Origin of the sequence: Acidovorax sp. NB1 (genome assembly GCF_005405905.1) — a bacterium.
In the GTDB taxonomy this organism is placed as follows: Bacteria; Pseudomonadota; Gammaproteobacteria; order Burkholderiales; family Burkholderiaceae_C; genus Acidovorax.
Genome location: NZ_BJHU01000035.1, coordinates 11566 through 37273, shown reverse-complemented (window position 1 = coordinate 37273; position 25708 = coordinate 11566). Strand labels below are relative to the sequence as shown.

Below are 25708 nucleotides of genomic sequence, written 5' to 3'. Positions count from 1 at the left end.
CCTTTCTGACGCCCCTGGACTGCCATGCAACTCGCTGAAATCTCCATCCGCCGGCCGGTGTTTGCCACCGTGCTGTCGCTGCTGGTGCTGCTGATTGGTGCGGTGAGCTTCACGCGCCTGTCGGTGCGCGAATATCCCAAGATCGACGAACCCGTGGTCACCGTCAGCGTGCGCTATGCGGGCGCCTCGGCCGAGGTGATTGAATCGCAGGTCACCAAGCCCCTTGAAGACTCGATTGCCGGGATCGATGCAGTCGATGTGATCACCTCCATCAGCCGCGCCGAGCAAAGCCAGATCAGCGTGCGATTCCGGCTGGAGAAAGACGCCGACAACGCCGCCGCCGAGGTGCGTGACCGCACCGCACGCGTGCGCAACCGCCTGCCCACGGCCGTGGACGAACCCGTGATCGCCAAGGTAGAGGCCGACGCCTCGCCCGTGATGTGGCTGGCCTTCAGCAGCGACACGCGCAGCCCGCTGGAGATCAACGACCTGGTCAACCGCATCGTCAAGCCCCGCCTGCAGACCGTGACCGGCGTGGCCGATGTGCCCATCTACGGTGAGCGCAAATACGCCATGCGCGTGTGGCTGGACCCGGAGCGCATGGCAGGCTACCGCCTGACCACGCAGGACGTGGAAGACGCGATTCGCCGCAACAACCTGGAGCTGCCCGCCGGCCGCATCGAGTCGCAGCAGCGCGAGTTCAGCGTGACCTCGCAGACCGACCTGAAGACCCCCGCGCAGTTCTCCAACATCGTGATTCGCACGGTCAACGGCTTTCCCGTGCGCATCCTCGACGTGGCGCGGGTGGAGGAGGCTGCCGCCAGCGACCGCAGCCGTGTGCGTCTGAACGGCCGCGATGCGATCTCGGTGGGCGTGATCCGCCAGGCCACCGCCAACCCGCTGGAGCTGGCCAAGGGCGTGCGCGCCATGATGCCTTTGCTCAAGGCCGACCTTCCCGCCGACATCGGCATCGATGTGGCCAACGACAACTCGCTGTTCATCGACCGCTCCATCAAGAGCGTGTACTCCACCATCATCGAAGCGGTGGTTCTGGTGGCGCTGGTCATCTTCGTGTTCCTGCGCACGCTGCGCGCCTCCATCATCCCCATCGTCACCATTCCGGTGAGCCTGGTGGGCAGTTTTGCGCTGATGTCGCTGGCGGGCTTTTCCATCAACACGCTCACGCTGCTGGCGCTGGTGCTGGCCATCGGCCTCGTGGTGGATGACGCCATCGTGATGCTGGAGAACATCTACCGCCACATCGAAGAGGGGCTCGACCCGTTTTCTGCCGCCATCAAGGGCGCGCGCGAAATCGGCTTTGCCATCGTCGCCATGACGCTCACGCTCGTTGCGGTGTATGCGCCGCTGGCCTTCACTCCGGGGCGCACAGGGCGTTTGTTTGTGGAGTTCGCGCTGGCGCTGGCCGGGGCGGTGGTGGTGTCGGGTTTTGTGGCACTCACGCTCTCGCCCATGATGTGTTCGCTGCTGCTCAAGCACAACCCCAAACCCAACTGGTTCGACCGCTCGATGGAGCGCTGGCTCACCGCGCTGTCGGACGCCTACGGCCGCCTGCTGCGCTGGATCGTTACGGCGCGCTGGGGCGGCGGCGAGGGTGCTGCAAAGGGCGGTGGCGTGCGTGGCGCCATCTTCCAGGCCCGCTGGATTGTGATCGGTGTCATGGCCCTGAGCGGGCTGGCGCTGGCGCTGGTGTTCCCCACCATGCGGCAGGAGCTGTCGCCGCTGGAAGACCGGGGCACCATTCTGGCCAGCGTGACGGCACCCGACGGTGCCACGCTGGACTACACCAACCGCTATGCCCTGGAGCTGGAAAAGATCGGCACCACCTACCCCGAGTTTGACCGCGTGTTTGCCAACATCGGCAACCCCACGGTGGCGCAGGGCAGCGTCATCTACCGCACGGTGGACTGGGAAAGCCGCAACCGCACCACGCTCGACCTGGCCAAGGAACTGCAGCCCAAGGTGGCAGGCCTGCCGGGCGTGAACGCCTTTTTGATCACGCCGCCCTCGCTGGGCCAGGGCTTCCGTTCGCGCCCGCTCACCTACGTGATCCAGACCTCGGACAGCTACGAGAACCTGAGCAAGGTGGTGGCCGCCTTCATGGCCGAGATTGCGCAGAACCCCGGCATCGTGGGCCCCGACGTGGACCTGCGCCTGAACAAACCCGAGCTGCGCATCGAGGTCAACCGCGAGCGTGCTGCTGACCTGGGCGTGAGCGTGGAAGTGGTGGCCAAGGCCATCGAAACCATGCTGGGCGGCCGCACCGTGACGCGCTACAAGCGCGATGCCGAGCAGTACGACGTCATCGTGCAGACCGAGGCCCGGGGCCGCACCACGCCCGAGAACATCGACACCATCTATGTGCGTGGCCGCAATGACGCGATGATCCCGCTGTCCAGCCTGGTCAACGTGCGCGAAAGCGTGAGCCCGCGCGAGCTGAACCACTTCGGGCAGCGCCGCTCGGCCACCATCACGGCCAACCTGTCGTCCGACTATTCGCTGGGCCAGGCCCTCACCTTCATGAACGAGACGGCCGCCAAGGTGCTCAAGCCCGGCTACACCACCGACCTGAACGACACCTCGCGCGAGTTCAAGAACTCGCAGGGTGCGCTGGGCGTGGTGTTTGTGCTGGCGCTGGTGTTCATCTTCCTGGTGCTGGCCGCGCAGTTCGAGAGCTTCATCGACCCGCTGGTCATCATGGTGTCGGTGCCGCTGTCGATGATTGGCGCGCTGCTGGCACTCAAGTGGAGCGGAGGTTCGCTCAACGTGTATTCGCAGATCGGGCTGATTACGCTGGTGGGCCTGATCACCAAACACGGGATCCTGATCGTGGAGTTCACCAACCAACTGCGCGAAGAGGGCATGGAGATGGTGGATGCGCTGGTCAAGGCCTCGGCCCAGCGCCTGCGCCCCATCCTGATGACTACAGGCGCCATGGTGCTGGGCGCCATCCCCCTGGCCCTGGCCAAGGGCGCCGGGGCCGAGACGCGCATGCAGATCGGCTGGGTGATTGTGGGCGGCATGTCGCTGGGCACCTTGCTCACGATTTTTGTGGTGCCCACCATGTACACCCTGTTCGCGCGCAAGGCCGTGCCGGGTGCCAACACGGCGGTGGCGGCCGAAGAGCCTGAGCATCCGCTGCACCCGCACGACTATGTGGCGAAGTAGCCCCGGGCCTGGTGCGCAGGGCCCTGGGCAGTGCCAATAAAAAGAAGCCCCGCCGGGCCGCCTTTTTTTGGTGTCTCAGGGCTGCGCCACAGTGGCCTGCACGGCGTCTGAAATCTCCTGCAGCGCCTGGGGCCGCACCAGCCGGGCCACTTCCTTGCCGTCTTTCAAGAACACCAGCGTGGGCCAGAGCTTCACGCCAAACGTGCGGCCCAGGCGCTTGCCCGGGCCGTCTTCCACCTTGATGTGCGAAAAGTCTGCCTGCTCTTTCAGGGCCTGCTCGATCAGCGGCTGGGCGCGTTGGCAGTGGCCACACCAGGGGGTGCCGAATTCCACCACGGTGGCGCCTGTCAGGCGGTCTACATCGTCACGGGATGGGGGTTGGGCTAGGTGCTGGGCGGCGTAGGGCATATGGGGGTAGTTTGTGGCCAGCTGGTTCAGCAAGTGGGTTGCAGGCGATCCCAGCGGCAGGTGCTACGTGCTCTGGCCTGTGCACCGACCAGCCGCTCATTGCGGTCCTGTATCAGATCACGCCGTCAAAGACCATGACATCAACCAGATCACCGACCGCCACATTGCCTTGCCCGTGGTGCAGAACAATCAGCCCATTGGCCTGCACCATCGAGCTGAGCACGCCCGAGCCCTGGTTGCCGGTGGTGCGCACTTGCAGCGTGCCGTCTGCGGCGGTGGTGACCAGGCCGCGCTGGTATTCGGTGCGGCCGGGTTTTTTGCGCAGGGGCTCGGTGCAGGTGGCGCGCAGCAGCGGGGGCGCTGTGCGGGTGCTGCCCATCATGCGCAGCAGGGCCGGGCGCACAAAGGCCAGAAAGGTCACCATCACCGCCACCGGGTTGCCGGGCAGGCCAAAAAGCACGGCACCAGGGCCAGAATGTGGTTTGCTACCATTTTGATAGCTATCTGCGCTTGATGGTTGCGCGGGAGAGGCTGTTTTTTCTTCAAATCCAGCAGCGGCAATGCGCCCCACGGCCATGGGGCGGCCCGGGCGCATGGCGATGCGCCAGAAGGCGACGTCGCCCAGCTTTTTCATCATGGTGCGGGTGTGGTCGGCCTCGCCCACGCTCACGCCGCCGCTGGTGATGATGGCGTCAGCCTGCCGGGCCGCCTGGCGAAAGGCGGCTTCGAGCAGTGCAGGTTCGTCGCGCACCACGCCCAGGTCGATCACCTCCACGCCCAGGCGTGTGAGCAGGCCGAACACGGTGTAGCGGTTGCTGTCGTACACGGCGCCCTCGCGGGGGGGCTCGCCCAGGCTCAGGATCTCGTCGCCGGTCGAGAAATACGCCACGCGCAGGCGGCGCACCACGGTGACCGTGGGCAGGCCCAGGCTGGCCACCAAGCCCAGCGCGGCGGGCGTGAGCGGCTCGCCACGCGCCAGGGCCACGCCGCCTTCCATCAGGTCTTCGCCCTTGAAGCGGCGGTTGTCGCCCAGTTGCAGCACGTCGGCCGCGATGGTGATGTGTTCGGCGCCATCCGAGGTGGTCGAGGTGGTGAACTCCTGCGGCACGACGGTGTCCAGGCCCGCAGGCATGATCGCGCCGGTCATGATCTTCACGCACTCGCCCGCTGCCACGGTGCCAGCCCAGGCCTTGCCCGCCAGCGCCGTGCCCACCACGCGCAGCGTGAGGGGCTGGCCCTGGGCCAGCTGGGCGCCCGCAAATGCATAGCCGTCCATGGCCGAGTTGTCGTGTGGCGGCACGCTAATGGGCGAGATCACGTCCTGCGCCAGCACCCGGCCCAGGGCGCTGAAAAGAGGCAGATCCTCGGTCTCGGCTACGGGCGTGACCAGGCGGTCCAGGAAGGCGTTGACATCCGCGGCTTTCAGGGCCTGGGGGTCATAGCCCTGCAGTTCAGCGGCGATCTGGGCAATGGTTTTCATGGGGTCAACAACATTCAGGGTTGCCGCGCGGCCAGTGGCGCGTCACTTGGAGCGGCAGGCAGGAAAAGGGTCGGGGGTGAGCAACAGCAGCATGTGCAGCTTGTCGTAGGCCACGTTGTCCACCACCACGGCGCGCGGCAGCAGGCCCCAGGCGGTAAAGCCCGCCTGCTCATATAGCCGCACCACATGGGTGTTGGAGGCCGTGACCGTGAGCACCAGCTGCGTGAGCCCCGGCACATTGCGCGCGGCTTGCACGCAGGCGGCCACCAGCTGCTGGCCGACGCCCCGGCGCTGCGCGGTGGGCGCCACCATCATCCCCACCACGGTGGCGCAGTGGCGCTGCTTGGTGCGCTGCTCGCGCTCGCAGCCCACGCACCCCAGCAACTGGCCTGCCGCATTGAAGGCGCCCAGAAAGAACACGCCCGACTCCAGCGAGCCAAAACGCACCGCGTACTCCTTGGCCGGGCGGCCCACCGACGCGGCGTAGTCGGATGTGAAGGCGTCCGGTGCGGTGCGCAGCGCTTCATCCCGCAGGGCCTTGTAGGCCACGGCGTCGGCGGCCACCAGGGGGCGGATATGGATGGCGTTGGCGGCGGCTGCAGCGGCTGCAAAGGCGGTGGCGGGCGGCAGAGGGTTGGTCATGAAGGGGTGTGGCTGGCCTGGGTTTGCCTTCAGGGCTGGGGTGGGCTGGCGCTTTCCAGCGCATGCAGTTCGGCCAGCGTGTTGGCGTTGAAGAAGGCCTGCGGGTCATCGCCCGGCTGGTCAAACGACACGATGGCGCACCGGTGCTGGCCCGTCCAGGCGTCGATCTTGCGGCCCCCGGCCTGGGTGAAGGCGACCAGGCTTTCGAGCAGGTCCACGCGCAGCAGGCAGAACACGGGCTGGGGGCGCACCTGGATGTGGCCCTGGCCATCGTCCTCGGGGGCGGCGGCCATGGCGATGTCGGCGCCTTGCGCATCGGCTGCGGCGGCCAGGCGCTGGGCCAGGTCCAGCGGGAAGAGGGGTGTGTCGCAGGGCACCGTCAGTAGCCACGGTGTCTCGCAGCGTTCCAGTCCCGTCAGAAAGCCCGCCAGCGGGCCTGCGTAGTCGGCCAGCACATCGGGCCACACGGGGGCGCCAAAGGCTTCGTAGGCGGCCAGGTTGCGGTTGGCGTTGACCATCACATTGCCGGTCTGCATCTGCAGCCGCATCAGCGTGTGCAACGCCAGCGGCAGGCCGCGAAAGTTCTGCAGGCCTTTATCGACCCCGCCCATGCGGGAGCCCCGGCCACCGGCGAGGACCAGGCCGGTGATGTCTTGGGTATCAATCATGTAATAGCTTCGAGGGGTATCTGTGGCTGTGGCGCATGCTTGCTGCTGCCTCGGAACCGGTGCAGCACTGGGTGAGTGCACCCATGGAACTGGCTTTGCCAGGCCACCGGGTGCGTTGCCTTCCCGCGTGGCGAGAGAGGTTGAAGGCACCGCAGGTGACTCAGGGAGTACTTCACTTCATCCACCGATATAGCTCATCTCCACCCGCCGTCCGCCTTGGCCCGTGTCCGCAGGCAGGCTGCTGCGCAGCTCGGAATAGCGATCCGTGCGCTGCTGCCAGATGGGGGCGATGGCCGAGGCAATGGCCTCATCGCTGGCGCCGCCGCGCAGCAGCGTGCGCAGGTCGTAGCCTTCGGACGCAAACAGGCACAGGTAGAGCTTGCCTTCGGTAGAGAGCCGCGCGCGGTTGCAGTCGTGGCAGAAGGCCTGGGTCACGCTGCTGATCACGCCGACCTCGCCCAGGCTGGGGTCGTGCTGGCCTGCTGCGTTGGCGTAGCCCCAGCGCTCAGCGGTCTCGCCGGGGCTGCTGGGGCTGAGCTGCACCAGCGGCAGTTCGGCGCGCAGGCGTTCAATCAGTTCGGCCGAGGGCAGCACCTCGTCCATGCGCCAGCCGTTGGTGGCGCCCACGTCCATGTATTCGATGAAGCGCAGCGTGGTGCCCGTGCCGCGAAAGTGGCGGGCCATGGGCAAAATTTCGTGTTCGTTGGTGCCGCGCTTGACCACCATGTTCACCTTGATCTGCGACAGCCCGGCAGCGTGCGCGGCCTCGATGCCCGCAAGCACATCGGCCACCGGAAAATCCACATCGTTCATGCGGCGGAACACGGCGTCATCCAGGCCGTCCAGGCTCACGGTCACGCGGTTCAGGCCCGCGTCCTTCAGGGCCTGGGCCTTGCGCGCCAGCAGCGATCCGTTGGTGGTCAGGGTGAGGTCGGGCGCCAGGCCGTCCACCGTGCGCAGCTGGGCCAGTTGCGCCACCAGGTCTTCCAGGTTCTTGCGCAGCAGGGGCTCGCCGCCCGTGAGGCGGATCTTGCGCACCCCATGCGCCAGAAACAGCCGGGCCAGCCGGGTGATTTCCTCAAAGCTCAAGAGCGCGCCATGGGGCAGGTAAGGGTAGTCCTTGTCGAACACTTCCTTGGGCATGCAGTAGTTGCAGCGGAAGTTGCAGCGGTCCGTCACGCTGATGCGCAGGTCGCGCAGCGGGCGGCCCCGAGTGTCGGTGAGCTGGCCCGTGGGGGCCATGGGGTGTGCGGGCACCCGCGCCGCCAGAGCGGCGATGCGTTGGTCCACCAGAGGAATCACACGTTCGGCCATGGCGTGATTTTGCCGCATGGGCCCCGGAACGGGGGGCAAGCCCCTGCGCGTGGAGTTGATCGCGGTCAAGTTTTGCCGGGGCGGCGGTGTGGCACACCTTTGACATGGCGCAGGGCGTTCTGGATGTTGCGTTGCAACAATTCGCCTATCCGATTTCAAGGGGACTTCCATGCTGTTGACGCGCGAATGTGTTGCCGAAGCCATGCCATGCCAGCGCCGGGCGGTGGTTCAGTGGGTGGCGGCAGGGGTGTTGTTGCCCACCTGGGCCACATGGGCGACCGGGGCCCAGGCGCAGATGGGGCTGTCGGGCGCCATCAACTACGCGGGCTGGTTCCGGGCGCTGTCGCAGCGCATGGCCAAGGCCTATTGCCAGCAGTACCTGCAGGTGCTGCCCGGCGCGGCGGTGGACGTGCTGGGGCTGGCGCGCAAGATGGTGCTGACCGGCAACAGCGAACTCGCCCGGGGCATGCAGACCGGGCGCTGGCCCGCCGATGTGGGGCGCCAGCTGGAAGAAGTGCAAAAGCAGTTTGCCTTGCTCAACCAGCTGACGGCCACACCGCCCACCCAGACCGCGCTGGTGGTGGCCGCCTCCGACCAGGCCGACCGCACCCTGCTGATCGCCCAGACCGTGACCGAATCGATCGAGAAACTGGCGCAGGCGCCCAGCGCCCGGCTGGTGAATCTGGCGGGCCGCCAGCGCATGCTGTCGCAGCGCCTGGCCAAAAACTACTTCTTGAGCGCGGCCAAGGTGGATTCCAAGGTGGTGCAGGCGCAGCTGGCCTCGGACGCCGCCGATTTTCGCCAGGCGCTGCAGACGCTCAAGGCCGCGCCCGTGTCCACGCCCGCCATCCGCAGCGAGCTGGAGCTGGCCGACTCGCAGTGGCTGTTTTTTGACTCGGCCCTGCGCCGCCCGGCCGATGACGCCGGGCTCAACGCGGTGGCAACGACCAGCGAGCGCCTGCTGGGTGTGATGGACAAGCTCACCAACCTGTACGAAGTCGCCCTGCGCGAGGTGCTGGGCTGAGCGGCTCTGGACGGCTGGGCTCGCTCCCGGTCAGTGGCCACTGCAGCCAGCGGGCTGCGTGAAGTCCGCCAGACGGCAGTCGCGCCCCACCAGCACCAGCCGCGTGTCCAGCGCGTCAAAAAATCCCGGCGGTGGCGGCAGTTGCAAGCGCTGCACACGCTTGTGTGCGTCGATGCGCACCGCGGCCAGCTCGTAGTCGCGCGCCAGGGCCATCCACAGGCCGTGGGCACCGGCAGACTGGCGCGCCCCGGTCATGAGGCAATGGCCTGAGTCCAGCCACCAGCGGTAGATGGCCGACGCGATGCCCATGCGCCGGTAGCCGTGCGCCACCTTGGTGTGGGGCGCGCGCAGGTGCCGGTCGGTGCGCCGGTCCACCTCCACCAGCCGGTTGAACACGGTGTAGGCCACGATGCGGTTGCGTTGCGGGTCGATCGCGTACACAAAATATTCGCCATCGGCCTCGCGCAGGCGAAACACCAGCCCGTGCAGATGCAAGGGCAGCGGCTGCATGGCGTCGCGCGTGCGGTGGTTGGTGCGGATGCGGTCGTGCAGTGCATCGAACTCGCGCTGGATGTCGCGGCCTGACAGGTCCACGTCGATGCGCAGCTCGGTCAGCCACTGGGCCCAGCGGCCCAGCAGGCCTGGGCTGGCCTCTGCCTTGGTGGTGGCGGTGGCATGGCCCGGCAGGTGCAGGCAGAAGGTGCTGGCCGTCATGGCGTGTTCCCCGGGCCGCCAGCCCAGCAGCCGCTCAATAGGCGCGCGGGTTGTTCGCGGGCGCAGACCTGGGCGCTGTGGGGCCAGTCGGGCAAGGGCACATCCAGGCCCGCATACACGCCGTAGGCCTCGCCCGCTGCAATCGTGTCGCCCGCCCACAGGCTCTCGCCCGCTCGGATGGCGCCACCGGCGTGGATGTGCCCACCGGCCCGCACCCCCCAGCCCACCTGCAGGTGGCCCTTGCAGTCCACATCGCCCATCACCCACAGGCCCCGGGCCGCCTGCAGGGCAGCGTCTGCTTGCAGGTGGCCGCCTACCTTGATGCCGCCTTCGCAGCCCAGGTCGCCCACCACCCGCAGATCCTGGGCCACCCGGCAGTGGCCGCCGATCTGGGCGGCGGCGCCGCAGTCCAGCTCTCCGCCCACGCGCAGGCTGCCCGTGCATTGCAGCCGCTGCGCCACGGTCAGCGACCAGCCCACGCGTGCATCGCCCTGCAGCCGCGCGCTGCCCTCGCAGCGCACCGCGCCCGCCACGCGCAGGTCTTCGCCCACGCGCAGCGCACCGCCCACCCGCAGGCCGCCCAGCACGCTCAGGCTGCGGCCCGTGCGCAGCACACCCTCTACGTCGGCATGGCCCCGGCAGTGCACGCTACCGGCAAACACCAGTGCGTCGGCCTCCAGGTGGTCCACCTCCAGCACATCGTTGGTGGGGCCGAACTGGTCCAGCATCCAGCACGCGTCTTCCACGCGGCCCTCGCGCACCAGGTCGTCGAGCAGCGCCTGGTAGTTGCTGGCGCCCTCCTGGCGGCGCAGGTACCAGCGGTAGCCGTCGGCGCAGGGCTGCTTGGCACGGATGAATTGCCGGGTGATGTCGGCGGTGGCGGCTGCTTGGGCCACGGCCTGATCGACAGAACCCTCTCGCGCGAGCGCAGGGGCAGCAAGTGGGTGCGCGGGCGCGCACGGGGCGAGCGAAATCTCGCCCGAAGGGAACGGGGGCATGGACACTCCTGAAGTCCGCGCCCCGGCTGTTACCAAGGCGCAAGCTGGCGCTGGGAGTGGGGCCCGGCGACAGGAGGTGCGCGAAAAGAATGCGGAGGGGAGGGGTGTCGCCGGGCTCAGGAATCTGCAGCGAGGGTGCAGAGAGCGCGGTCACCGGCCTGGAGCGTGGCCTGCGAGCGCGCGGCACGGCGCAGCAGCGCGGTGGCGCTGGCGGCTGTGGTGTGGGGCTGGCTCGCAAACATCGGCGGCACTATATGCAGCAGGGCCAAGACCGTCAAATCAATCCGCACTGCCCTGGTGCGGATTGGTGGGGCGCCACGAGATGTGGTGGTGGCTTGCCAGCGCGCCGGGGCGCTTACTTACACGCAGCGCCCGCCATCCACCTCGATGCATACGCCGCTGATGAACGATGCCTCGTCGCTCGCCAGGTACAGCGCCGCGTTGGCCACGTCGAGCGCGGTGGAGAAGCGGCCCAGCGGAATGGTGGCCAGGAACTTGGCGCGGCGCGCATCGTCCACTGGGCCGCCTGCAAACTCGGCAGCCAAGCCCGTGTCAGGGTTGAACACGGGGTTGATGCAGTTCACGCGGATGTTGTCGGGGCCCAGCTCGGCCGCCATGGACTTGCTGGTGATGATGACGGCGCCCTTGGAGCCGTTGTACCAGGTGAGGCCCGGGCGGGGGCGCAGTCCGGCGGTGGAGGCGATGTTGATGATGCTGCCGCCGCCCGCCTGCCGCAGTGCAGGCACGGCGTGCATGGCGCTCAGGTAGATGCTCTTCATGTTGATGGCATAGACCTTGTCGAACTCTTCCTCGCTCACTTCGAGCATGGGGCGGTTGCGGTGCGTCCAGCCCGCGTTGTTCACCACCACGTCCAGACGGCCGTACAGGCGCACGGCCTCTTCCACCATCGCCTTGACCTGGGCGGAGTTCGTCACGTCGGCCTTGAAGAACGCGGCTTTGCCGCCAGCGGCGGTGATCTCGGCCACCACGCGCTGGCCACCGGCTTCGTTGATGTCGTTCACGATGACCTGGCCGCCCTCGGCCGCCAGGCGCTTGGCAATGCCCTCGCCGATGCCGTTGCCTGCGCCGGTGACGATGATGGATTTGTTCTGCACGCGCATGAGGGGTCTCCGATAGGTTGGGGTGAGATTTGTCAAAAATGATAGCTGCTAGCGCTTGTCTATCAGGCGCCAGAGCCCAATGGGGCTGAATTTTCAGCAGCGGCCGCCGGCGGTGGGGTGGGGGCTTTGGGCTCCCGGCCATAAAACTGCGGAAAGTATTCCTTCACGCCGTTGCCGTTGAAGTCCCAGCCCGTGCACTGGCCCAGGTGGCGCGGCGGCTCATCCGGGTTGGTAGACGAAAACACTGCAGGCACCGACTGGAAGGCCGCTGTCGCCAGGTTGAACAGCAGCTCGCGCAAATGGGTGCAACTGGCCACCCCGCCCAGGTGCTTCTGGATGGCCTGGCGCCAGCCGCGCGCCATGCTGCAGCCCACCATGTGCTGCAGCGCGGCCTGGGCCTCGGTGCAGCCTTTGAGCGGGTGCGAGTCCATGGACACGTCCACCGCCTGCACCACCAGCTGGCGGTTCACGGTCACGCGCAGCCACATGTGGTGGATGGCCTCGCCTGCCAGACGCTGCTTGCTGGGGTCGCCAAAGGAGGTGGCGTCGTAGGCCTTGCTGTCATGCAGTTCGCCTTCGATGTCCCACAGGCCGTCGTCGCGTTCAAAGCCCTGGTAGTTGACCCGGCGGACATGTTTGAGGGTGCGGGGGGCGGGGGGACTCAGGGGCATGGCAAAAGAAAAATCGTCGTGCAGAAGCAGCCAAGGTTAGCGGGGGCCGCCCGCGCCGTCGCGCGCGGGCGAGACACCCTGCAATGCTTCTTCAGCCGTACTTGATGGCCACCGTCTTCAAGGTGGTGAAGCCGTACAGCGCCTCAAAGCCCTTTTCGCGCCCATAGCCGCTCGACTTGACGCCGCCAAACGGCAGCTCCACACCACCGGCCGCGCCGTAGTTGTTGATGAACACCTGCCCACTGTGCACGCGCTTGGCCATGCGGAACTGGCGCGCGCCGTCGCGCGTCCAGATGCCCGCGACCAGGCCGAACTGCGTGGCGTTGGCCAGCTCCACCGCGTGGTCTTCGTCCTGGAAGGCCATGGCCGACAGCACGGGGCCAAAGACTTCTTCCTGCGCAAGCCGGTGCTGCACAGGCACATCGCGCAGCAGTGTGGGGGCCTGGTAATAGCCGGTCTCGGGTGCTTCGTCCACCACCACGCCTTGGGCCACCATGGGGATGCCAGCGACTTGTGCGTCGGAGAGGAAGTCCCACACGCGCTGCTGCTGCGTCTGGCGGATCAGCGGGCCCACATCCAAGTCCATGGCGGCGGGGCCGACACGCAGTTTTTCAAACGCCTTGCCCAGGCGCTCCAGCAGCGGTTCGTAAATCAGCGAATCGATCAGCACGCGCGAGCCGGCCGAGCAGGTCTGCCCCGCGTTCTGCACGATGGCGTTGATGACCACGGGGATGGCGGCGTCCAGGTCGGCGTCGGCAAAGATGATCTGCGGGCTCTTGCCGCCCAGTTCCAGCGTCACGGGGCAGTGGCGCTCGGCGGCCACTTGCTGGATCAGCGTGCCGATTTTGGGGCTGCCGGTGAAGCTGATGTGGTCAATGCCGGGGTGGCGTGCCAGCGCGTCGCCCACCTCGTGGCCGTAGCCGGTGACGATGTTCAGCGCACCGGACGGGAAGCCCACTTCGGCTGCCAGCTGCGCCACGCGGATCAGCGAGAGGCAGGCGTCTTCGGCCGGTTTGACCACGCAGACGTTGCCCGCCGCCAGCGCGCCGCCCACGCTGCGGCCAAAGATCTGCATGGGGTAGTTCCAGGGGATCACGTGGCCTGTGACGCCATGGGGCTCGCGCCAGGTCAGCACGCTGTAGCCGTCGGGGTAGGGGATGGTCTCGCCGTGGAACTTGTCGCACGCACCGGCGTAGAACTCGAAGTAGCGCGCCAGCGCGATCGCGTCGGCCCGCGCCTGCTTGGTGGGCTTGCCGCAGTCGCGCTGCTCCAGCGCTGTCAACTCGTCCGCATGCTCCAGGATCTTGGCCGAGAGCTTTTGCAGCAGGCGGCCGCGCTCCACCGGGGCCAGCTTCTGCCACACCGCGTTGTAGCACTGGCGGGCTGCATGCACCGCCGCGTCGATGTCGTCGGCGTTGCTGCGCTGGATCTCGTCGAAGGGTTGGCCGTCCGACGGATCGATCACGGGGATCGTGCGGCCAGAAGAGGACGGCACCGAGGCGTTGGCGATGTAGTTTAGTTGCATGGTCGTGATTGTGCCCGGAAATGGAATGTGTGCTTAGTATTTGGATGAAAAGTGCCTTTTCCGCGCGACCATAAAGCGAATATAGCTATTGTTTTGATAGTGATTTCAGTAGCAGGACGCGCGCAGGGCCGCCAGGTCCAGGATTTCGACCTCGCCGCGCTGCACCCGCACCAGGTGGCGCGCCTCCAGGTCTTTGAGGATCTGGTTGGTGGTCTGGCGCGAAATGGCCAGCATCAGCGACAGCTGTTCCTGCGAGATGCCGATCACCCGCCGCGACTGGCCTTCGGCATTCCACTGGCCATAGCCCTCGGCCATCATCACCAGGCGGCGCGCCAGGCGCTGCGGCGCGGGCAGCAGGGCCAGCTCCTCAATGGCCACGAAGGCGGTGCGCAGCTTGTCGGTCAACAGCAGCGCCAGCGCGTGCCAGTGTGTCGGGTGCGCCTGCAGCCAGGCCTGCAGCCGCTCGTGGGGCACCTGCACCAGCGTGCTGGCCTCCGCCGCATGGGCATCGTGCGTGCGGGCTGAGCCGTCAAACACCGAGATCTCGCCAAACCAGTGCGGCGGCTCCAGCCGCGTGAGCAGTGCCGAGCGCGCCTCGTGGGCCCGCCCGCCTGTGCCCGAGATGCTGATCGCCCCGCGCACCACTGCATACAGCCCGCAGGGCGCATCGCCGCGCAAAAAAAGCACTTCACCCGCCTGCAACTGGCGCAGGTGGGCCATGGCGATCAGCGGCTGGGCAAAGTCGGGCGGCAGGTGGGCAAACCAGCGGCCGGATTGGAGGACGGGCAGGTAGGCAGTGGGGGCGGTCATGCGGTGGGGAGCGGCGCAGGTGAAGTGTCGAGCGTGGGGGCGAAGCACCCGGGCGTGCAGGCGGGAGTGTGTCTTTTTGTCGTCTGCACGACAGACGCTGGCAGGGCCCCGGGGCGAGTATTGATGCTGCTCAAAACAATAGCCGGAGACACCCATGAAAACCCTGATCGACCATCTGGCGCAGTACGCCGACTACCACCGCGATCCACGCAACATCCACACCCATTTTGTGGGCGTGCCGATGATCATGTTTGCGGTGGTCATTCTGCTGTCGCGCCCGACCTGGATGGTGGGCGAGCTGCCGCTGAGCCCGGCGCTGCTGGCCGCGCTGGCCGCCAGCGTTTTCTACTTCCGGCTGGACACGCGTTTTGGCCTGGCCATGGCGGCGCTGTTGGCCGCCATGCTGGTGGGCGGGCAATGGGTGGCCGCACAGACCCTGGCCGTATGGCTGGCCACGGGCATCGGCCTGTTTGCCGTGGGCTGGGTGATCCAGTTTGTGGGCCACTACTACGAAGGCCGCAAGCCCGCGTTTGTGGACGACCTGGTGGGCCTTATCGTCGGCCCGCTGTTTGTGGTGGCCGAGTGGGCGTTTGCGTTGGGCCTGCGCAAGGAGGTGCAGGTCGCCATCGAAGCGCGCAGCGGCCCGGTGCGCCTGCGCACGGGGCAGGCTGCTGCCTGAGCGCTCAGGGCCTTACACCCTTCTTTCTGCCCTTGTCGCTGGGGCGGATCTGCGCCGCCTGGTCCCTCTCCGCGCAGCAGCCCTTGGCTCCGCCGTCCTTACCCCATTGAATGGAGCGCGGCCGCCGTGGCCGCGTGTGTTGTCCCATGAGTTTTGTGTCCATCCTGCCCACGCTGCTGTTCATCGCACTGGGCCTTGTCATGTTTGGCCTGGGCCTGTCGCTCACGGTGGGTGATTTCACACGCCTGCTGCAGCACCCGCGCGCTGTGGTGCTGGCCCTGGTGCTGCAGGTGCTGGTGCTGCCCGCGGCCTGCTATGCGCTCATCGTGCTGCTGGGTGTGGCGCCGCTGTATGCCGTGGGGCTGATGCTGCTGGCGGCCTCGCCCGGCGGGGTGTCGGCCAATCTGTTCAGCCACCTGTTTGGCGGCAATGTGGCGATGAACATCTCGCTCACGGCCATCAACACCGTGCTCTCCATCGTGAGCCTGCCGCTCATCACCAACTGGGCGATCAACACCTTTGCGCACACGGGCCAGGTGGTGCCGCTGCAGTTCGGCAAGGTGGTGGAGGTGATCGTCATCGTGCTGGTGCCCGTGGTGCTGGGCATGGTGGTGCACCGCCGCGTGCCAGCGTTCAGCGCGCGCATGGAAAAGCCCATGAAGATCTTCAGCGCGGTCGTGTTGGCCGCTTTTGCGCTGATCGCCATCGCCAAGGAATGGTCGGCCCTGGTCGAGTCCTTCGCGGGCATCGGCCCCGCCGTGTTGCTGTTCAACGTGATCAGCCTCGCGTCGGGCTACTACCTTGCGCGTGCGGCGGGGCTGGACAAATCCATGGCTACGGCCATCAGCTTCGAGATCGGCATCCACAACTCCACGCTGGCCATCTTCATCGCGCTGTCGGTGCTGGACAACTTCCAGCTCGCGCTGCCTGCTGCCATCTACTCGGTCAGCATGTACCTGATGGCCACCTTGTTTGGCACGCTGGTGCTGCGGCGTGTTGGCGTGGCAGTGGCCCCATCAGTGTGATGCCGTGATCAATCCGTCCTGGCCGCTGTGGGTATTGGCCAGGGCCGCGCCTTGTACAGCACCGCCGCCGTGCACACCGCACCCAAAGCCACCAGTGCACACAGATACGGCAGTGCAGCCTGCAGTGGTGCCCCCAGCTGGTTGAGCCGCAGCGACGCTTGCACGCCCGAGGTGCTGGGCAGCAGCCAGCGCAGCCACTGCAGGGGCTCGGGCAGGGCCTCTACGGGCCAGGAGAAACCAGCGACGAAAGCAATGGGCAGCGTGGTGAACAGCAGCACCTGCAGCGCGCGTTCGCGGTTGCCGAACCACAGGCCCAGCAGCGAGCCCAGTGCGGCAATGGCGGGCACGTAGCAGGCCAGCAGGGCCAGCGCGCCCAGTGGGTTGCCGCCGCGCGGGTAGTCGTGCAGCACAAAAATCCAGCCGAAGTAGAACAGGCCGCTTGCCCAGCCCAGCGTGCTCAGTGCCAGCAGGCGGCCCAGCCAGGTGGTGGCACTGGCGCGGTGCTGCCCGGCCTCCACCCAGGTGCCCGCAAGCAGGGCTGCGCCCATGAGTAGTGTCTGCTGCAGGATCAGGAGTGCCACGGCGGGCACCACAAAGCTTCCATAGCCCTCGATGGGGTTGAACAGTGCCACCATCTGCAACTGCACCGGGGCACGCCTCGCGTGGGCTTGCTGCGCGCTTTGGCCACTGGCCTGCAGCTTCCTGATCTCGACCCCGGCGGACACGGTGCCCACCGCCTCGGCAAAGCCGAACTGAACCGCCTTGTTGAGCAGCGCATAGGCGCCGTTGGCCTCGATGCTGACCACGGCGTTTTCGCCGCGCACCACGTTGCGTTTGAGGTTCGCGGGGATCACCGCATAGCCCTCGATCTCGCCGCGCCACAGTGCCTGCTGCGCCTCGCGTTCGCTGCCCGTGACCAGGCGCACCTCGATGCGCGGGTCGGCGTCGGCAAAGCGCGTGATCTGGCGCGAGAGGCTGGTGCGGTCCATGTCCACCACGGCCACAGGCACGCGGGTGAGCACCTCGTCGGCATAGAACCATGGGTAGAAGAAGCCGTAAAGCACGGGGGCGCCGACCAACAGCAGCAGCACCCCCTTGTCGCGGGCGACGGTGGCGAGAGCGAGCAGCCAGGCGTGCAGCAGGCCGCGGGGAGCCGGTTTCATGTGGGTGTCCATATCAGCGGCTTCCCCAGGTGGCAGGTTGGCGGGCGGCCAGGTGCAGGCCCACGGCCGCCACCAGCCAGAGCATGCCGGTGGCCGCCAGCAGGCCCACCATGGTGGGCACGCTGGTGGCCAGCGGCGCACCCATCTGCAATTGCTCGATCTGCAGGCGGATGTAGTGCGTGAAGGGCATGGCCTCGGCCCAGGCGCGGGCGCTGGCGGGCATGCCTGCCAGCGGAAACGCCACGCCGCTGAAGGCAAACGCGGGCGCCGCGAAAAAGCCCGCGCCCGAGAGTGCGGTGCGCAGCGAGCGTGTGAGCGCCGCCAGGGCCGCGCCCGCTGCCAGCGACACGGCCATCAGCAGCGCCAGCGCACCGGCCACCCACGCCAGATTGCCCGGCGGGTGCCAGCCCCGGCCCCAGGTGATGCCCACCAGCGCCAGCAGGCCCACCAGGGTGAGCGTGGCCCAGGGCAACGCGAGCTTGCCGATGAGCGAACCCGCAGTGCGCAGCAGCTCCCCCGCGCCCAGCCACTCGCCCAGTGTGCGGTCGCGCAGCTCGCGGCCCACCGTCCAGGCGCCCGCCGTCATGGCCAGGATGTGCAGCAGCGCGGGGATGAGCGCCGCGCCCAGGAACTGCTCGTAGTTGCTGGACACATTGAACAGCGCCACCATCTGCGAGTGGATGGGCTCCATGCTCACATGCACGGCCTGCGCACTTTCGCCGCGCTTGTTGCGTGCGGCCATCTCGATACCCGCTGACAGCGTGCCCACGGCGGTGCGCACGTCGCGCTGCAGCAGACCCGAATGGGTGCCCAGTTGCGCGTTGTGCAGCAGCGTGACCTGGGCGGCGCGGCCCTGCTTCACAGTGTGCGCAAAGTCGCGGGGAATGGTGACCACCGCGTAGACCTGCACGGTGCGCAAGGCATGCTCGGCCTCGGCGGTGTTGGCGTAGTGCTGCGTGATCTGCACGCCGGGTGTGGCGTCCAGCATGCGCACCAGCCGGCGCGACAGGCTGGAGTGGTCTTCATCGACCACGCCCACGGCCAGGTGGCGCGGCAACCCGGCCGAGAAGATCCACCACAACAGCGCCACGCCCAGCAGCGGCACCCAGGTGACCATGGCCAGGTCCCAGGGGTCGGCCCGCAGGCGGCGCACTTCGCGGCGGAAGCTGTTTACTATTGAATTCATAGCTACTTGCGCTTTATGGTCGCGCGCAGAAGGCACTTTTTATTCAAAATTTCAGCGCACCAGCACCGTCATGCCGGGGCGCGCACCCTCGATGGGGGCCGCCGGGCGGGCGCGTACTTCGAAGGTGCGTGCATCAAAGCCCTGGCCCGCACGCGTGGCGCGCCAGGTGGCGAAGTCGGGCAGGGCCCCCGTGTGGTAGACCTTGAACTTCACCGCCTTGTTGCCGTCCTTTCCGTGAAGGGCGGGCAAGGTGGCTTCAAATTCATTGCCGATGGCAAAGCGTTGCAGGCGGTCTTCGCGCACGTTCAGCACCACCCACTGGTCCTTCAGGTCCACCACCGTGACCACGGCCACGCCCTGGGGCGACAGCTCGCCGGTGCGGGCCAGCACCTTGGCCACTTCGCCTGCCACGGGGCTCTTGAGTTCGGTTTCGGCCTGCGCTGCCTGCACCTCGGCCACGACGCCTGCCACCTGGCGCGCCTGGGCGCTGGCGGCTGAGCGGTCTTCGGTGCGGGCACCGGCGCGGGCCAGCTCGTACTGCGCCTTGGCGGCCAGCGCCTGGTCGCGGGATGCCTTGAAGTTGGCTTCGGCCTCATCGCGTTTCTGCGCAGCCACCAGGCCCTCGCGCGCCAGGCCATCCACGCGCTTGAAGGAGCTTTCGGCCAGGTCGGCCGCAGCCACGGCACGCTGCCAGTTCAGGCGGGCCATCTCCACCTCTTGCGGGCGGGCGCCATGTTCGGCCTTGGCGGCCACGGCCTGCGCGGCCTCCTGGGCGGCGGTGGCCTGGGCCAGCTTGGCCTGCACCTCGGGGCTGTCCATGCGGATCAGGGGTGCGCCCACGGCGATCTGGTCGCCTTCCTTCACCAGGATCTGCGCGATGCGGGCCGTGACCTTGGGGGCGATGTCGGCTTCCTGTGCTTCCATCTGGCCCTGGAAGACCTCGGGCGCGGGCTGGGATGCCTTCCACAGGCCAAAGCCCACAAAGCCTGCCACGGCCACGAAGGCCACGGTGCCGATCACGGCCGCCTTATTGCTGTTGTTCTTGCTCATCGAGTTCACTCCACTTTCAGCGCGTCGGCGCGCGCCATGTATTTGCCAAAGTCTTCCGAAAGGCCGCAGCTCTCCAGCAGCTCGGCCAGTGCTTTCACGTAGTCGTGTGCAGCCTGGGCACGTTCGGTCTGGGCCTTGGCCTGGTTCACCTGTGCGTCGATCAGGTCCAGCGTGGTGCTGGTGCCCGCCTTCAGGCCCGCTGTGCGCAGGCGCAGCACTTCGTCGGCCAGTTCCAGGCCGGGCTGCAGCGCCAGGTAGGCGCGGCGCGCCTGGTCCAGGGCCAGCCAGCGTTTTTCCACCAGCAGGGCAATGTCGTTCTGCGCCTGGGCGCCGGTGCGCTCGGCCTGCGCGATCTGGCGCAGGGACGACTCGGCGAGGGTGTTGCGGTCGATGGAGTCCCACAGCGTCCAGCGCACACCCACACCGGCCACCCAGTCGGCCTCCTTGCCGGTCTTGAGCTGGCGCTGGCCGAAGGCGAACACCTGGGGCTTGCGCAGCGCCTCCTGCGCGGCGTGCAGCTGGGTGGCCTGTTCCTTTTTGGCGGCCACCTTGTCCAGCCCGGGGTGGCGGGCCAGCGCGGTGTCGATGAAATGGGGCAGGGGTTCCACCGGCTCGCTCAGCACAAACAGCGGGCTGGTGGGCGTGACCTGCTCGGTGGCCTTGAGCGTGCGGGTGAGCGCGGTGGTGGCCAGCTCGGCATCGTCGCGGGCCTTGCGGGCGTTGCGGCGGGCTTCTTCCAGGGCCGAGCGGGCCTGCAGGCGCTCGACGCGGGCGATCACGCCGGCATCCAGCATCTTCTGGGCAGCGGCATCGTGCTGCTCGATGGTGGCCAGGGCGGCCTCGCGCAAGGCGGCGGCGCGCTGGGCCAGCTGGGCGCCAAAGTAGCGCTGCACCAGCAGCGTGGTGGCTTCGTTGCCGGTCTTGGCGGCGTCGGCCTGGGCCTCCTGGGTCTGCGCGTCCATCAGGCCGCGCGCTGCTTTGCTGGCGCCGCCCATGTAGATGGGCCACACCGCCGAGACGGACGAGGTCGTGTCGCTTTTGCTGCGGTTGAGCGTGTAGCTGGACGGCAGGTGCGGCATCTGCGCCAGCGGCGCTGCCAGCTGCGGCGGCAGTTGCGACAAAACGCCGGGCAGAGCGCGGTTCAGCGGGTTCAGGTCCACGTCCAGGTTGGCGTTGTAGGCATAGGCCGCGCCGCTGAGGTGGACCACCGGGCCGCCCAGGCGCTGCAGCGCGTCGCGGCGCAGCTGGGCGCTTTCCACCGCGTGGCGTGATGCGGCGAGCTGGTCCGAGCGCTGCAGCAACTGCTGCTGCGCGGCGTCAAAGGCCAGGGGTTCTGCCTGGGCGGGAAGGGCGCAGAGCGCCAGCGGCGCAGAGGCAATCAGGCGCAGCAAAGCTTCGCCTGCCCGGCCGGTGCGCCGGGGCGTGGGGTTCGTCGTCATGGTGTCAGGTCGTCGTTGTCAGCGCGCGCCCACGGGGGTGTAGGCGTTGCTGTGTTCTGCCAGCCAGCGCTCCGAGAGGTCGCTGCCGTGCTGGTTGGGGTGGAAGTCGCGCTTCAGGTATTGGCGCCAGGGCTTCCAGCTTTCGCGCACCAGGCCACCTTGGCCGAACAGCGTGCGCGCGGCGCTGGCCCAGGTGCTCCACTTCCACAAGGTGCCGTCCTGGCGCAGGTTGTTCACGGTCTGGCGCAGCACATCGCCCAGAAACACCCAGGTGATGCGGCGGAACCAGGTGATGCGCCATTCCTGGTTGCCGCCCAGCGCCTGGTACAGGTCGAACGCGGTGTTCTTGTGTTCGGCCTCTTCGGCGCAGTGCCATTGCCACATCGTGGCCAGGCGGGGCTCGGCGCCTTGCAGTACCTCGGGGTGGGCCAGCAGCCATTCGGCCAGCAGGGCGGTGAAATGCTCGTTTGCAGCCGTCACGGCCAGGGGGTGGCGCGGGTCAGCACCGGCAAACAGCTTCATGCGCTCTGCCGCGCGCGGGGCCCAGTCGTTGACCAGGCCCTGCTTTTCGAGGTGGCCGTTGAACAGCGCGTGGATGCGGCGGTGGGTGGCCTCCTGCCCAATGAAGCCGCGCACCTCGTCGGCAAACTGCGCCTGTTTGTCGGGGGGCAGGGCCTTGTGGCCGTCCCGCACTGCGTCGATGAAAAACTGCTCGCCCACGGGGAAACTCATCGACAGCGCGTTGAACAGCGCCGAGCGAAACGCATCACCGCCGCACCATTGGCGCGCAAACGGCGTTTCCAGGTCAATCAGCAGGCGGCGAACCACAAGTTCGGTCATGGGCGATCTCCGTCAGGGGCAGGAGGGAAAAATTGGTACGTTGTAGTACCGAGTGGTTTGTATGATGCAGGTCAACTGTGGTACTGTCAAGTACCTAACCCGATTTCGAGGGATTTTTTTGCCATGACTGCCGCTGCCGACACCCCCACCCCAGGCAATGAACACCGCGCCCGTCTGCTCGAAGGCATGGCCCGCGCCGTGGCCGCCAAGGGCTATGCCGACACCACGATTGCCGACATCGTGCGCGAGGCCAGCGTGTCGCGCCGCACCTTTTATGAAAACTTTGCCGACAAGGCCGAATGCCTGATTGCGCTGTACGAAGTGGCCAGCGGCAACGCCATTGCCGTGTTGCGCGGCGCCATCGACCCGCACAGCGACTGGCAGGCCCAGGTGGAGCAGGCCATGGGCGCCTACTTTGGCGTTCTGGCGCGCAACCCGGTGCTGCTGCGCACCTTGTTCATCGACATCCTGGGCCTGGGCGCGCCGGGCCTAGCAGCGCGCAGGCGCGCCAACCAGCAGCTGGCCGACCTGATGCTGGACGTGGTCAACAACCGCCCCGGCGAACGCCTGCGCAAGACGCCGCTGCAGCCCACCATGGCGATGGCGGTGGTGGGGGGCATCAACGAAATGGTGCTGCAGGCCATTGAGCATGACCGGGCCGGGCAGTTGCTGGAGCTGGTGGAGCCCGCTTCCACATTGCTGCGGGCGGCGATCTCGGCGGAGTTCTGATCCTGTTGTGGGCACACCTGCCGCCGCCGCGCGGCGGGCCGTTCACACCTCGTTGGCAATCTCGATCAGGTTGTCGTCCGGGTCGTAGATATAGACCGAGCGCAGTCGGTGGCGTGCGCCCGTTGCGCCCACCGGGCCCTGCACGATGGCGACGCCCTCGGCCTGCAGGTGGGCGATGACGTCGTCCAGCGGCATCTGGGTGAGAAAGCACAGGTCGCCCGAGCCCGCCGTCGCATGGCGCACATTGGGGTCCACCACCGTGCCCACAGCGTGCAGGTTGATCTTTTGCGCGCCGAAGTGCAGCGCGTACCGCTGGGGCTTGAACTCCCGCGCGGTCATGCCCAGCACACGCTCATAAAACGCAATGGTTTTGTCGATGCTGGCAACGGTCAGCACGACGTGGTCGATGGAGTCCAGAACGATGGGCATGGCGTGGGGCAGAGGGTCAGGCGGGTGAAGGATGGAGCGCCGGTACTGTGGGCTGCAGCCACCACTTGTTGGCGGCAAACACCACCGTGAGCAGCAGCCCGGCCAGCAAGGCCATGAACCAGTGCAGGGGCGACAGCGGCACAAACCGGAAAGCATTGGCCAGCCACGGCACGGTGGTGATGGCCGCCAGCGCGGCCAGCGTGCCGCCCGCCACCCACAGGCTGACCGGGGTGAGGCCTGCCCACAGGCTGCGCCAGCTTGTCTGGCTGCTGCGGCTGGGCAGGATGAGTGCGGCATTGGCGGCCACCAGCACCACAAACGCGGCCGTGCTGGCGGTGGCGGCATGTGCGGGCTGGCTCAGCAGCCAGGCATAAAGGCCCACCACGGCGGCCGTCACCACGCTGCCCTGCAGCACGCTCAGCAGGAGGTGGCGGGCGGACAGCAGCGGCTCGTCGGCCCTGCGTGGCGGCTGCTGCATGAGGTCTGCAGCGCCTTTTTCCGCCTCGAACACGATGGAGCAGGCCGGGTCGATGACCAGTTCCAGAAACGCGATGTGCAGCGGCGCCAGCACCAACGGCAGCCCGAACAGCACCGGCAGCAGCGCCAACCCAATGACGGGCACGTGCACCGCCAGGGTGTAGACCATGGCCTGGCGCAGGTTGGCAAAGGTCTGCCGCCCCCGGTGAATCGCCAGCACGATGGCCGCGAAGTCGTCGTGCAGCAGCACCAGGGCCGCAGCCTCGCGCGCCACGTCGGTGCCACGCTGGCCCATGGCGATGCCGATGTGTGCGGCCTTGAGGGCCGGGGCGTCGTTCACGCCGTCACCGGTCATGGCCACCACCTCGCCCTGGGCCTTGAGGGCTTCGACCAGTGCCAGCTTCTGGTGCGGCTTGATGCGGGCAAACACGCTGACCTGCCGGACCTGGTCGGCCAGCACCTGGGGCGGCATGTGGGTCAGCTCGTCGCCGGTGATCACGCGGTCGTTGGCGATGCCTGCCTGGGCGGCAATGGCGCGCGCGGTGCGGGGGTGATCGCCCGTGATCATCACCACGCGGATGCCCGCCTGGCGGCACTGTGCAACGGCCTGGGGCACCTCGGGGCGCAGCGGGTCGGCCAGGGCCACCAGGCCCAGCCATTCAAAGTCAAAGTCGTGCTGGGCGTCGGGCCAGGTGTCTTGCGTGCGGTGCCGTGCCTTGGCCACGCCCAGCACCCGCAGGCCCCGGTCGGCCAGGCGTGCGGCCTGGGCGCTGACGGCGGCGCGCTCGGCGTCGGGCAGGTGGCAGAGGTCGGCCACGGCTTCGGGCGCGCCCTTGGTGGCCACCGTGTCGTGTGCCGAGGTGCCGTTGCGCCACAGGTGGCTCATGGCCAGCAGCTGGGGCGACAGCTCGTACTCGCGTGCCAGCGACCATGCGGGGTGCAGGTGCTCGGTGTCCACCAGGTGGTCCGCCGCCATGCGGTGAAAGGCCTGCTCCATGGGGTCGTGCGGTTCGATCTCGCTGGCCAGCACGGCGTATTCGAGCAGCTCGTGGAAGGCCTCGGGCAGCGCGCGGCCATCCGTTGCGGCGGGCAGGTTTTGCACATCCAGCTCCTGGCCCGCAATGCAGAGCGCCGCCACTGCCATGCGGTTTTGGGTGAGGGTGCCGGTCTTGTCCACGCACAGCACGGTGGTCTGGCCCAGCGTCTCGATGGCGTTGAGCCGCCGCGTGAGCACCTGCTGCGCCGCCAGCCGCCTTGCGGCCAGGGCCAGGAAGATGATCATGATCACGGGCAACTCTTGCGGCAGCACCCCCATGGCCAGCGTGATGCCCGCCAGCACGGCCTGCAGCCAGTCGCCCCGCAGCGCCCAGAACAAGGCCACCAGCAGTCCGCACAGCGACAGGCCTATGACCACCAGCTTGCGGGTGAGCCGCGCCATTTCCTCGCGCAGCGGCGAGGCCTGCAGGGCGATGGTGTCGAGCGACTGGCCAATGCGGCCCAGCTCGGTGTGGCGGCCCACGGCGGTCACCTGCAGCAGGCCCTGGCCGCTGACCACCAGCGTGCCTGCAAACACCTTGTCGGCGGGTTGCTTGGCCACTGGCTCGGACTCGCCGGTCAGCATCGACTCGTTGGCGGCCAGCTCGTGCGCCTGCAGCAGCGTGCCGTCTGCCGGGATGCGGTCGCCCTCGGCAATCATCAGCAGGTCTTCGCGTACCACGTCGCGGCCTGCAATGCGCACCAGGGTGCCGCCGCGCAACGCCAGCGCGCGGGGGCTGGAGAGGTCGCGCAGGGCGTTCAGCGCGTTGTCGGTGCGCCGCTCCTGCAGCACCGTGATCGCCATGATGATGACCACAAAGCCCAGCAGGATCAGCGCCTCGTGCGCATCGCCCATGGCGAGGTAGATGGCACCCGCACCCAGCAACAGCAGGAACATGGGCTCGGTGACCACGTCCCAGGCCATGTCGCGCAGCGTGCGGCGCTGGCTGATGCCCAGTTCGTTGGGGCCCTCGTCGCGCAGGCGCTGGGCGGCCAGGGCCGGGTCGAGCCCGGTGGGGGAGTCGGTAGGTGGCATGTGGGGCGTGAGGCTGCGTTGCTCAGACGACGCAACCGTTATACCGCGCGCCGATGTCT

The 25708-nt window shown here is 67.8% G+C and carries 23 protein-coding genes; 5 read left to right on the top strand and 18 right to left on the bottom strand.

Translation table 11 applies throughout. The features are described 5' to 3' along the window. Positions 1-24 precede the first annotated feature (24 nt). The gene (locus AvAM_RS17585) at positions 25-3186 is read left to right on the top strand and encodes an efflux RND transporter permease subunit (protein ID WP_137748275.1); all 3162 of its coding nucleotides are present in this window, start codon (positions 25-27) and stop codon (positions 3184-3186) included. A 75-nt stretch (positions 3187-3261) separates the two neighbouring features. On the opposite strand, the gene AvAM_RS17580 is transcribed toward AvAM_RS17585, so the two are convergent. From AvAM_RS17580 to moaA, 5 genes are all read right to left on the bottom strand, one after another. Beyond that, positions 3262-3594: a thioredoxin family protein gene (locus tag AvAM_RS17580; protein ID WP_137748274.1), complete on the bottom strand. Its 333-nt coding sequence runs from the start codon at positions 3592-3594 to the stop codon at positions 3262-3264. Positions 3595-3706: 112 nt separating this feature from the next. Then, on the bottom strand, positions 3707-5074 hold the full coding sequence (locus AvAM_RS17575) for a molybdopterin molybdotransferase MoeA (RefSeq protein ID WP_137748273.1): 1368 nt from the start codon (positions 5072-5074) through the stop codon (positions 3707-3709). A 42-nt stretch (positions 5075-5116) separates the two neighbouring features. Further along, positions 5117-5716, bottom strand: a complete 600-nt coding sequence (locus AvAM_RS17570) for a GNAT family N-acetyltransferase (RefSeq protein WP_137748272.1) — start codon at positions 5714-5716, stop codon at positions 5117-5119. A gap of 29 nt (positions 5717-5745) precedes the next feature. Then, on the bottom strand, positions 5746-6384 hold the full coding sequence (gene mobA, locus AvAM_RS17565; RefSeq protein ID WP_137748271.1) for a molybdenum cofactor guanylyltransferase MobA: 639 nt from the start codon (positions 6382-6384) through the stop codon (positions 5746-5748). Positions 6385-6561: 177 nt separating this feature from the next. Next, complete coding sequence (gene moaA / locus AvAM_RS17560) at positions 6562-7698, bottom strand: GTP 3',8-cyclase MoaA (protein ID WP_137748270.1); 1137 nt, start codon at positions 7696-7698, stop codon at positions 6562-6564. Positions 7699-7867: 169 nt separating this feature from the next. Here moaA and AvAM_RS17555 point away from each other — a divergent pair, with 169 nt between their 5' ends. Further along, positions 7868-8722, top strand: a complete 855-nt coding sequence (locus AvAM_RS17555) for a type IV pili methyl-accepting chemotaxis transducer N-terminal domain-containing protein (RefSeq protein WP_249368212.1) — start codon at positions 7868-7870, stop codon at positions 8720-8722. Positions 8723-8752: 30 nt separating this feature from the next. Here the strand turns inward: AvAM_RS17555 and AvAM_RS17550 are convergent, their stop codons facing one another. The 6 genes from AvAM_RS17550 to AvAM_RS17525 all read right to left on the bottom strand — a co-directional run bounded on the left by AvAM_RS17550 (position 8753) and on the right by AvAM_RS17525 (position 14561). Then, positions 8753-9436 (bottom strand): hypothetical protein, encoded by a 684-nt coding sequence (locus AvAM_RS17550; protein WP_137748269.1) that lies wholly within the window; start codon positions 9434-9436, stop codon positions 8753-8755. Further along, positions 9433-10434 (bottom strand): hypothetical protein, encoded by a 1002-nt coding sequence (locus AvAM_RS17545; RefSeq protein ID WP_137748268.1) that lies wholly within the window; start codon positions 10432-10434, stop codon positions 9433-9435. Before AvAM_RS17545 ends, AvAM_RS17550 begins: the two co-directional genes overlap by 4 nt. Positions 10435-10793: 359 nt before the next feature. Next, positions 10794-11555, bottom strand: coding sequence for an SDR family oxidoreductase (locus AvAM_RS17540; protein WP_137748267.1), 762 nt, complete (start codon positions 11553-11555; stop codon positions 10794-10796). Positions 11556-11617: 62 nt separating this feature from the next. Next, the gene (locus AvAM_RS17535) at positions 11618-12226 is read right to left on the bottom strand and encodes a DUF2889 domain-containing protein (protein ID WP_137748266.1); all 609 of its coding nucleotides are present in this window, start codon (positions 12224-12226) and stop codon (positions 11618-11620) included. 91 nt (positions 12227-12317) lie between these two features. After that, positions 12318-13751: an aldehyde dehydrogenase family protein gene (locus tag AvAM_RS17530; RefSeq protein ID WP_137748265.1), complete on the bottom strand. Its 1434-nt coding sequence runs from the start codon at positions 13749-13751 to the stop codon at positions 12318-12320. 105 nt (positions 13752-13856) lie between these two features. Continuing rightward, positions 13857-14561, bottom strand: a complete 705-nt coding sequence (locus AvAM_RS17525; RefSeq protein WP_137748264.1) for a Crp/Fnr family transcriptional regulator — start codon at positions 14559-14561, stop codon at positions 13857-13859. Positions 14562-14715: 154 nt separating this feature from the next. Between AvAM_RS17525 and AvAM_RS17520 the strand changes: the two genes are divergently transcribed. Then, a complete protein-coding gene (locus AvAM_RS17520; protein WP_137748263.1) occupies positions 14716-15240 on the top strand; it encodes a DUF962 domain-containing protein in 525 nt (174 codons plus the stop codon). Positions 15241-15386: 146 nt separating this feature from the next. After that, positions 15387-16265: a bile acid:sodium symporter family protein gene (locus AvAM_RS17515; RefSeq protein WP_137748262.1), complete on the top strand. Its 879-nt coding sequence runs from the start codon at positions 15387-15389 to the stop codon at positions 16263-16265. Positions 16266-16273: 8 nt separating this feature from the next. On the opposite strand, the gene AvAM_RS17510 is transcribed toward AvAM_RS17515, so the two are convergent. Genes AvAM_RS17510 through AvAM_RS17490 form a run of 5 tightly spaced genes read right to left on the bottom strand, consistent with a single transcriptional unit; the run spans position 16274 to position 21943 of the window. Then, positions 16274-17428, bottom strand: coding sequence for an ABC transporter permease (locus AvAM_RS17510; RefSeq protein WP_249368210.1), 1155 nt, complete (start codon positions 17426-17428; stop codon positions 16274-16276). 13 nt (positions 17429-17441) lie between these two features. Next, the gene (locus AvAM_RS17505) at positions 17442-18614 is read right to left on the bottom strand and encodes an ABC transporter permease (protein WP_137748260.1); all 1173 of its coding nucleotides are present in this window, start codon (positions 18612-18614) and stop codon (positions 17442-17444) included. Between the two features lie 51 nt (positions 18615-18665). Next, a complete protein-coding gene (locus tag AvAM_RS17500; protein ID WP_137748259.1) occupies positions 18666-19664 on the bottom strand; it encodes an HlyD family secretion protein in 999 nt (332 codons plus the stop codon). A 5-nt stretch (positions 19665-19669) separates the two neighbouring features. Beyond that, positions 19670-21103, bottom strand: coding sequence for a TolC family protein (locus tag AvAM_RS17495; protein WP_137748258.1), 1434 nt, complete (start codon positions 21101-21103; stop codon positions 19670-19672). An 18-nt stretch (positions 21104-21121) separates the two neighbouring features. Beyond that, entirely contained in the window at positions 21122-21943 is an 822-nt protein-coding gene (locus tag AvAM_RS17490) for a metal-dependent hydrolase (RefSeq protein WP_137748257.1), read from the bottom strand. A 123-nt stretch (positions 21944-22066) separates the two neighbouring features. Between AvAM_RS17490 and AvAM_RS17485 the strand changes: the two genes are divergently transcribed. Further along, complete coding sequence (locus AvAM_RS17485; RefSeq protein ID WP_137748256.1) at positions 22067-22672, top strand: TetR/AcrR family transcriptional regulator; 606 nt, start codon at positions 22067-22069, stop codon at positions 22670-22672. Between the two features lie 42 nt (positions 22673-22714). Here AvAM_RS17485 and AvAM_RS17480 read toward each other — a convergent pair whose 3' ends face one another. Both AvAM_RS17480 and AvAM_RS17475 read right to left on the bottom strand, forming a co-directional pair. Next, positions 22715-23101: a VOC family protein gene (locus AvAM_RS17480; protein WP_137748255.1), complete on the bottom strand. Its 387-nt coding sequence runs from the start codon at positions 23099-23101 to the stop codon at positions 22715-22717. 16 nt (positions 23102-23117) lie between these two features. After that, positions 23118-25649: a cation-translocating P-type ATPase gene (locus AvAM_RS17475; RefSeq protein ID WP_137748254.1), complete on the bottom strand. Its 2532-nt coding sequence runs from the start codon at positions 25647-25649 to the stop codon at positions 23118-23120. Positions 25650-25708 lie beyond the last annotated feature (59 nt).

Bases quoted from the DNA above. Each gene is read 5' to 3' on its own strand.
- AvAM_RS17585 (WP_137748275.1), top strand. From the start codon at position 25: ATGCAACTCGCTGAAATCTCCATCCGCCGGCCGGTGTTTGCCACCGTG.
- AvAM_RS17550 (WP_137748269.1), bottom strand. From the start codon at position 9,436: ATGACGGCCAGCACCTTCTGCCTGCACCTGCCGGGCCATGCCACCGCC.
- AvAM_RS17535 (WP_137748266.1), bottom strand. From the start codon at position 12,226: ATGCCCCTGAGTCCCCCCGCCCCCCGCACCCTCAAACATGTCCGCCGG.
- AvAM_RS17575 (WP_137748273.1), bottom strand. From the start codon at position 5,074: ATGAAAACCATTGCCCAGATCGCCGCTGAACTGCAGGGCTATGACCCC.
- AvAM_RS17520 (WP_137748263.1), top strand. From the start codon at position 14,716: ATGAAAACCCTGATCGACCATCTGGCGCAGTACGCCGACTACCACCGC.
- AvAM_RS17500 (WP_137748259.1), bottom strand. From the start codon at position 19,664: ATGAGCAAGAACAACAGCAATAAGGCGGCCGTGATCGGCACCGTGGCC.
- AvAM_RS17485 (WP_137748256.1), top strand. From the start codon at position 22,067: ATGACTGCCGCTGCCGACACCCCCACCCCAGGCAATGAACACCGCGCC.
- AvAM_RS17510 (WP_249368210.1), bottom strand. From the start codon at position 17,428: ATGAAACCGGCTCCCCGCGGCCTGCTGCACGCCTGGCTGCTCGCTCTC.
- AvAM_RS17515 (WP_137748262.1), top strand. From the start codon at position 15,387: ATGAGTTTTGTGTCCATCCTGCCCACGCTGCTGTTCATCGCACTGGGC.
- AvAM_RS17490 (WP_137748257.1), bottom strand. From the start codon at position 21,943: ATGACCGAACTTGTGGTTCGCCGCCTGCTGATTGACCTGGAAACGCCG.
- mobA (WP_137748271.1), bottom strand. From the start codon at position 6,384: ATGATTGATACCCAAGACATCACCGGCCTGGTCCTCGCCGGTGGCCGG.
- AvAM_RS17525 (WP_137748264.1), bottom strand. From the start codon at position 14,561: ATGACCGCCCCCACTGCCTACCTGCCCGTCCTCCAATCCGGCCGCTGG.
- AvAM_RS17545 (WP_137748268.1), bottom strand. From the start codon at position 10,434: ATGCCCCCGTTCCCTTCGGGCGAGATTTCGCTCGCCCCGTGCGCGCCC.
- AvAM_RS17540 (WP_137748267.1), bottom strand. From the start codon at position 11,555: ATGCGCGTGCAGAACAAATCCATCATCGTCACCGGCGCAGGCAACGGC.
- AvAM_RS17530 (WP_137748265.1), bottom strand. From the start codon at position 13,751: ATGCAACTAAACTACATCGCCAACGCCTCGGTGCCGTCCTCTTCTGGC.
- AvAM_RS17475 (WP_137748254.1), bottom strand. From the start codon at position 25,649: ATGCCACCTACCGACTCCCCCACCGGGCTCGACCCGGCCCTGGCCGCC.
- AvAM_RS17480 (WP_137748255.1), bottom strand. From the start codon at position 23,101: ATGCCCATCGTTCTGGACTCCATCGACCACGTCGTGCTGACCGTTGCC.
- AvAM_RS17495 (WP_137748258.1), bottom strand. From the start codon at position 21,103: ATGACGACGAACCCCACGCCCCGGCGCACCGGCCGGGCAGGCGAAGCT.
- AvAM_RS17555 (WP_249368212.1), top strand. From the start codon at position 7,868: ATGCTGTTGACGCGCGAATGTGTTGCCGAAGCCATGCCATGCCAGCGC.
- moaA (WP_137748270.1), bottom strand. From the start codon at position 7,698: ATGGCCGAACGTGTGATTCCTCTGGTGGACCAACGCATCGCCGCTCTG.
- AvAM_RS17570 (WP_137748272.1), bottom strand. From the start codon at position 5,716: ATGACCAACCCTCTGCCGCCCGCCACCGCCTTTGCAGCCGCTGCAGCC.
- AvAM_RS17580 (WP_137748274.1), bottom strand. From the start codon at position 3,594: ATGCCCTACGCCGCCCAGCACCTAGCCCAACCCCCATCCCGTGACGAT.
- AvAM_RS17505 (WP_137748260.1), bottom strand. From the start codon at position 18,614: ATGAATTCAATAGTAAACAGCTTCCGCCGCGAAGTGCGCCGCCTGCGG.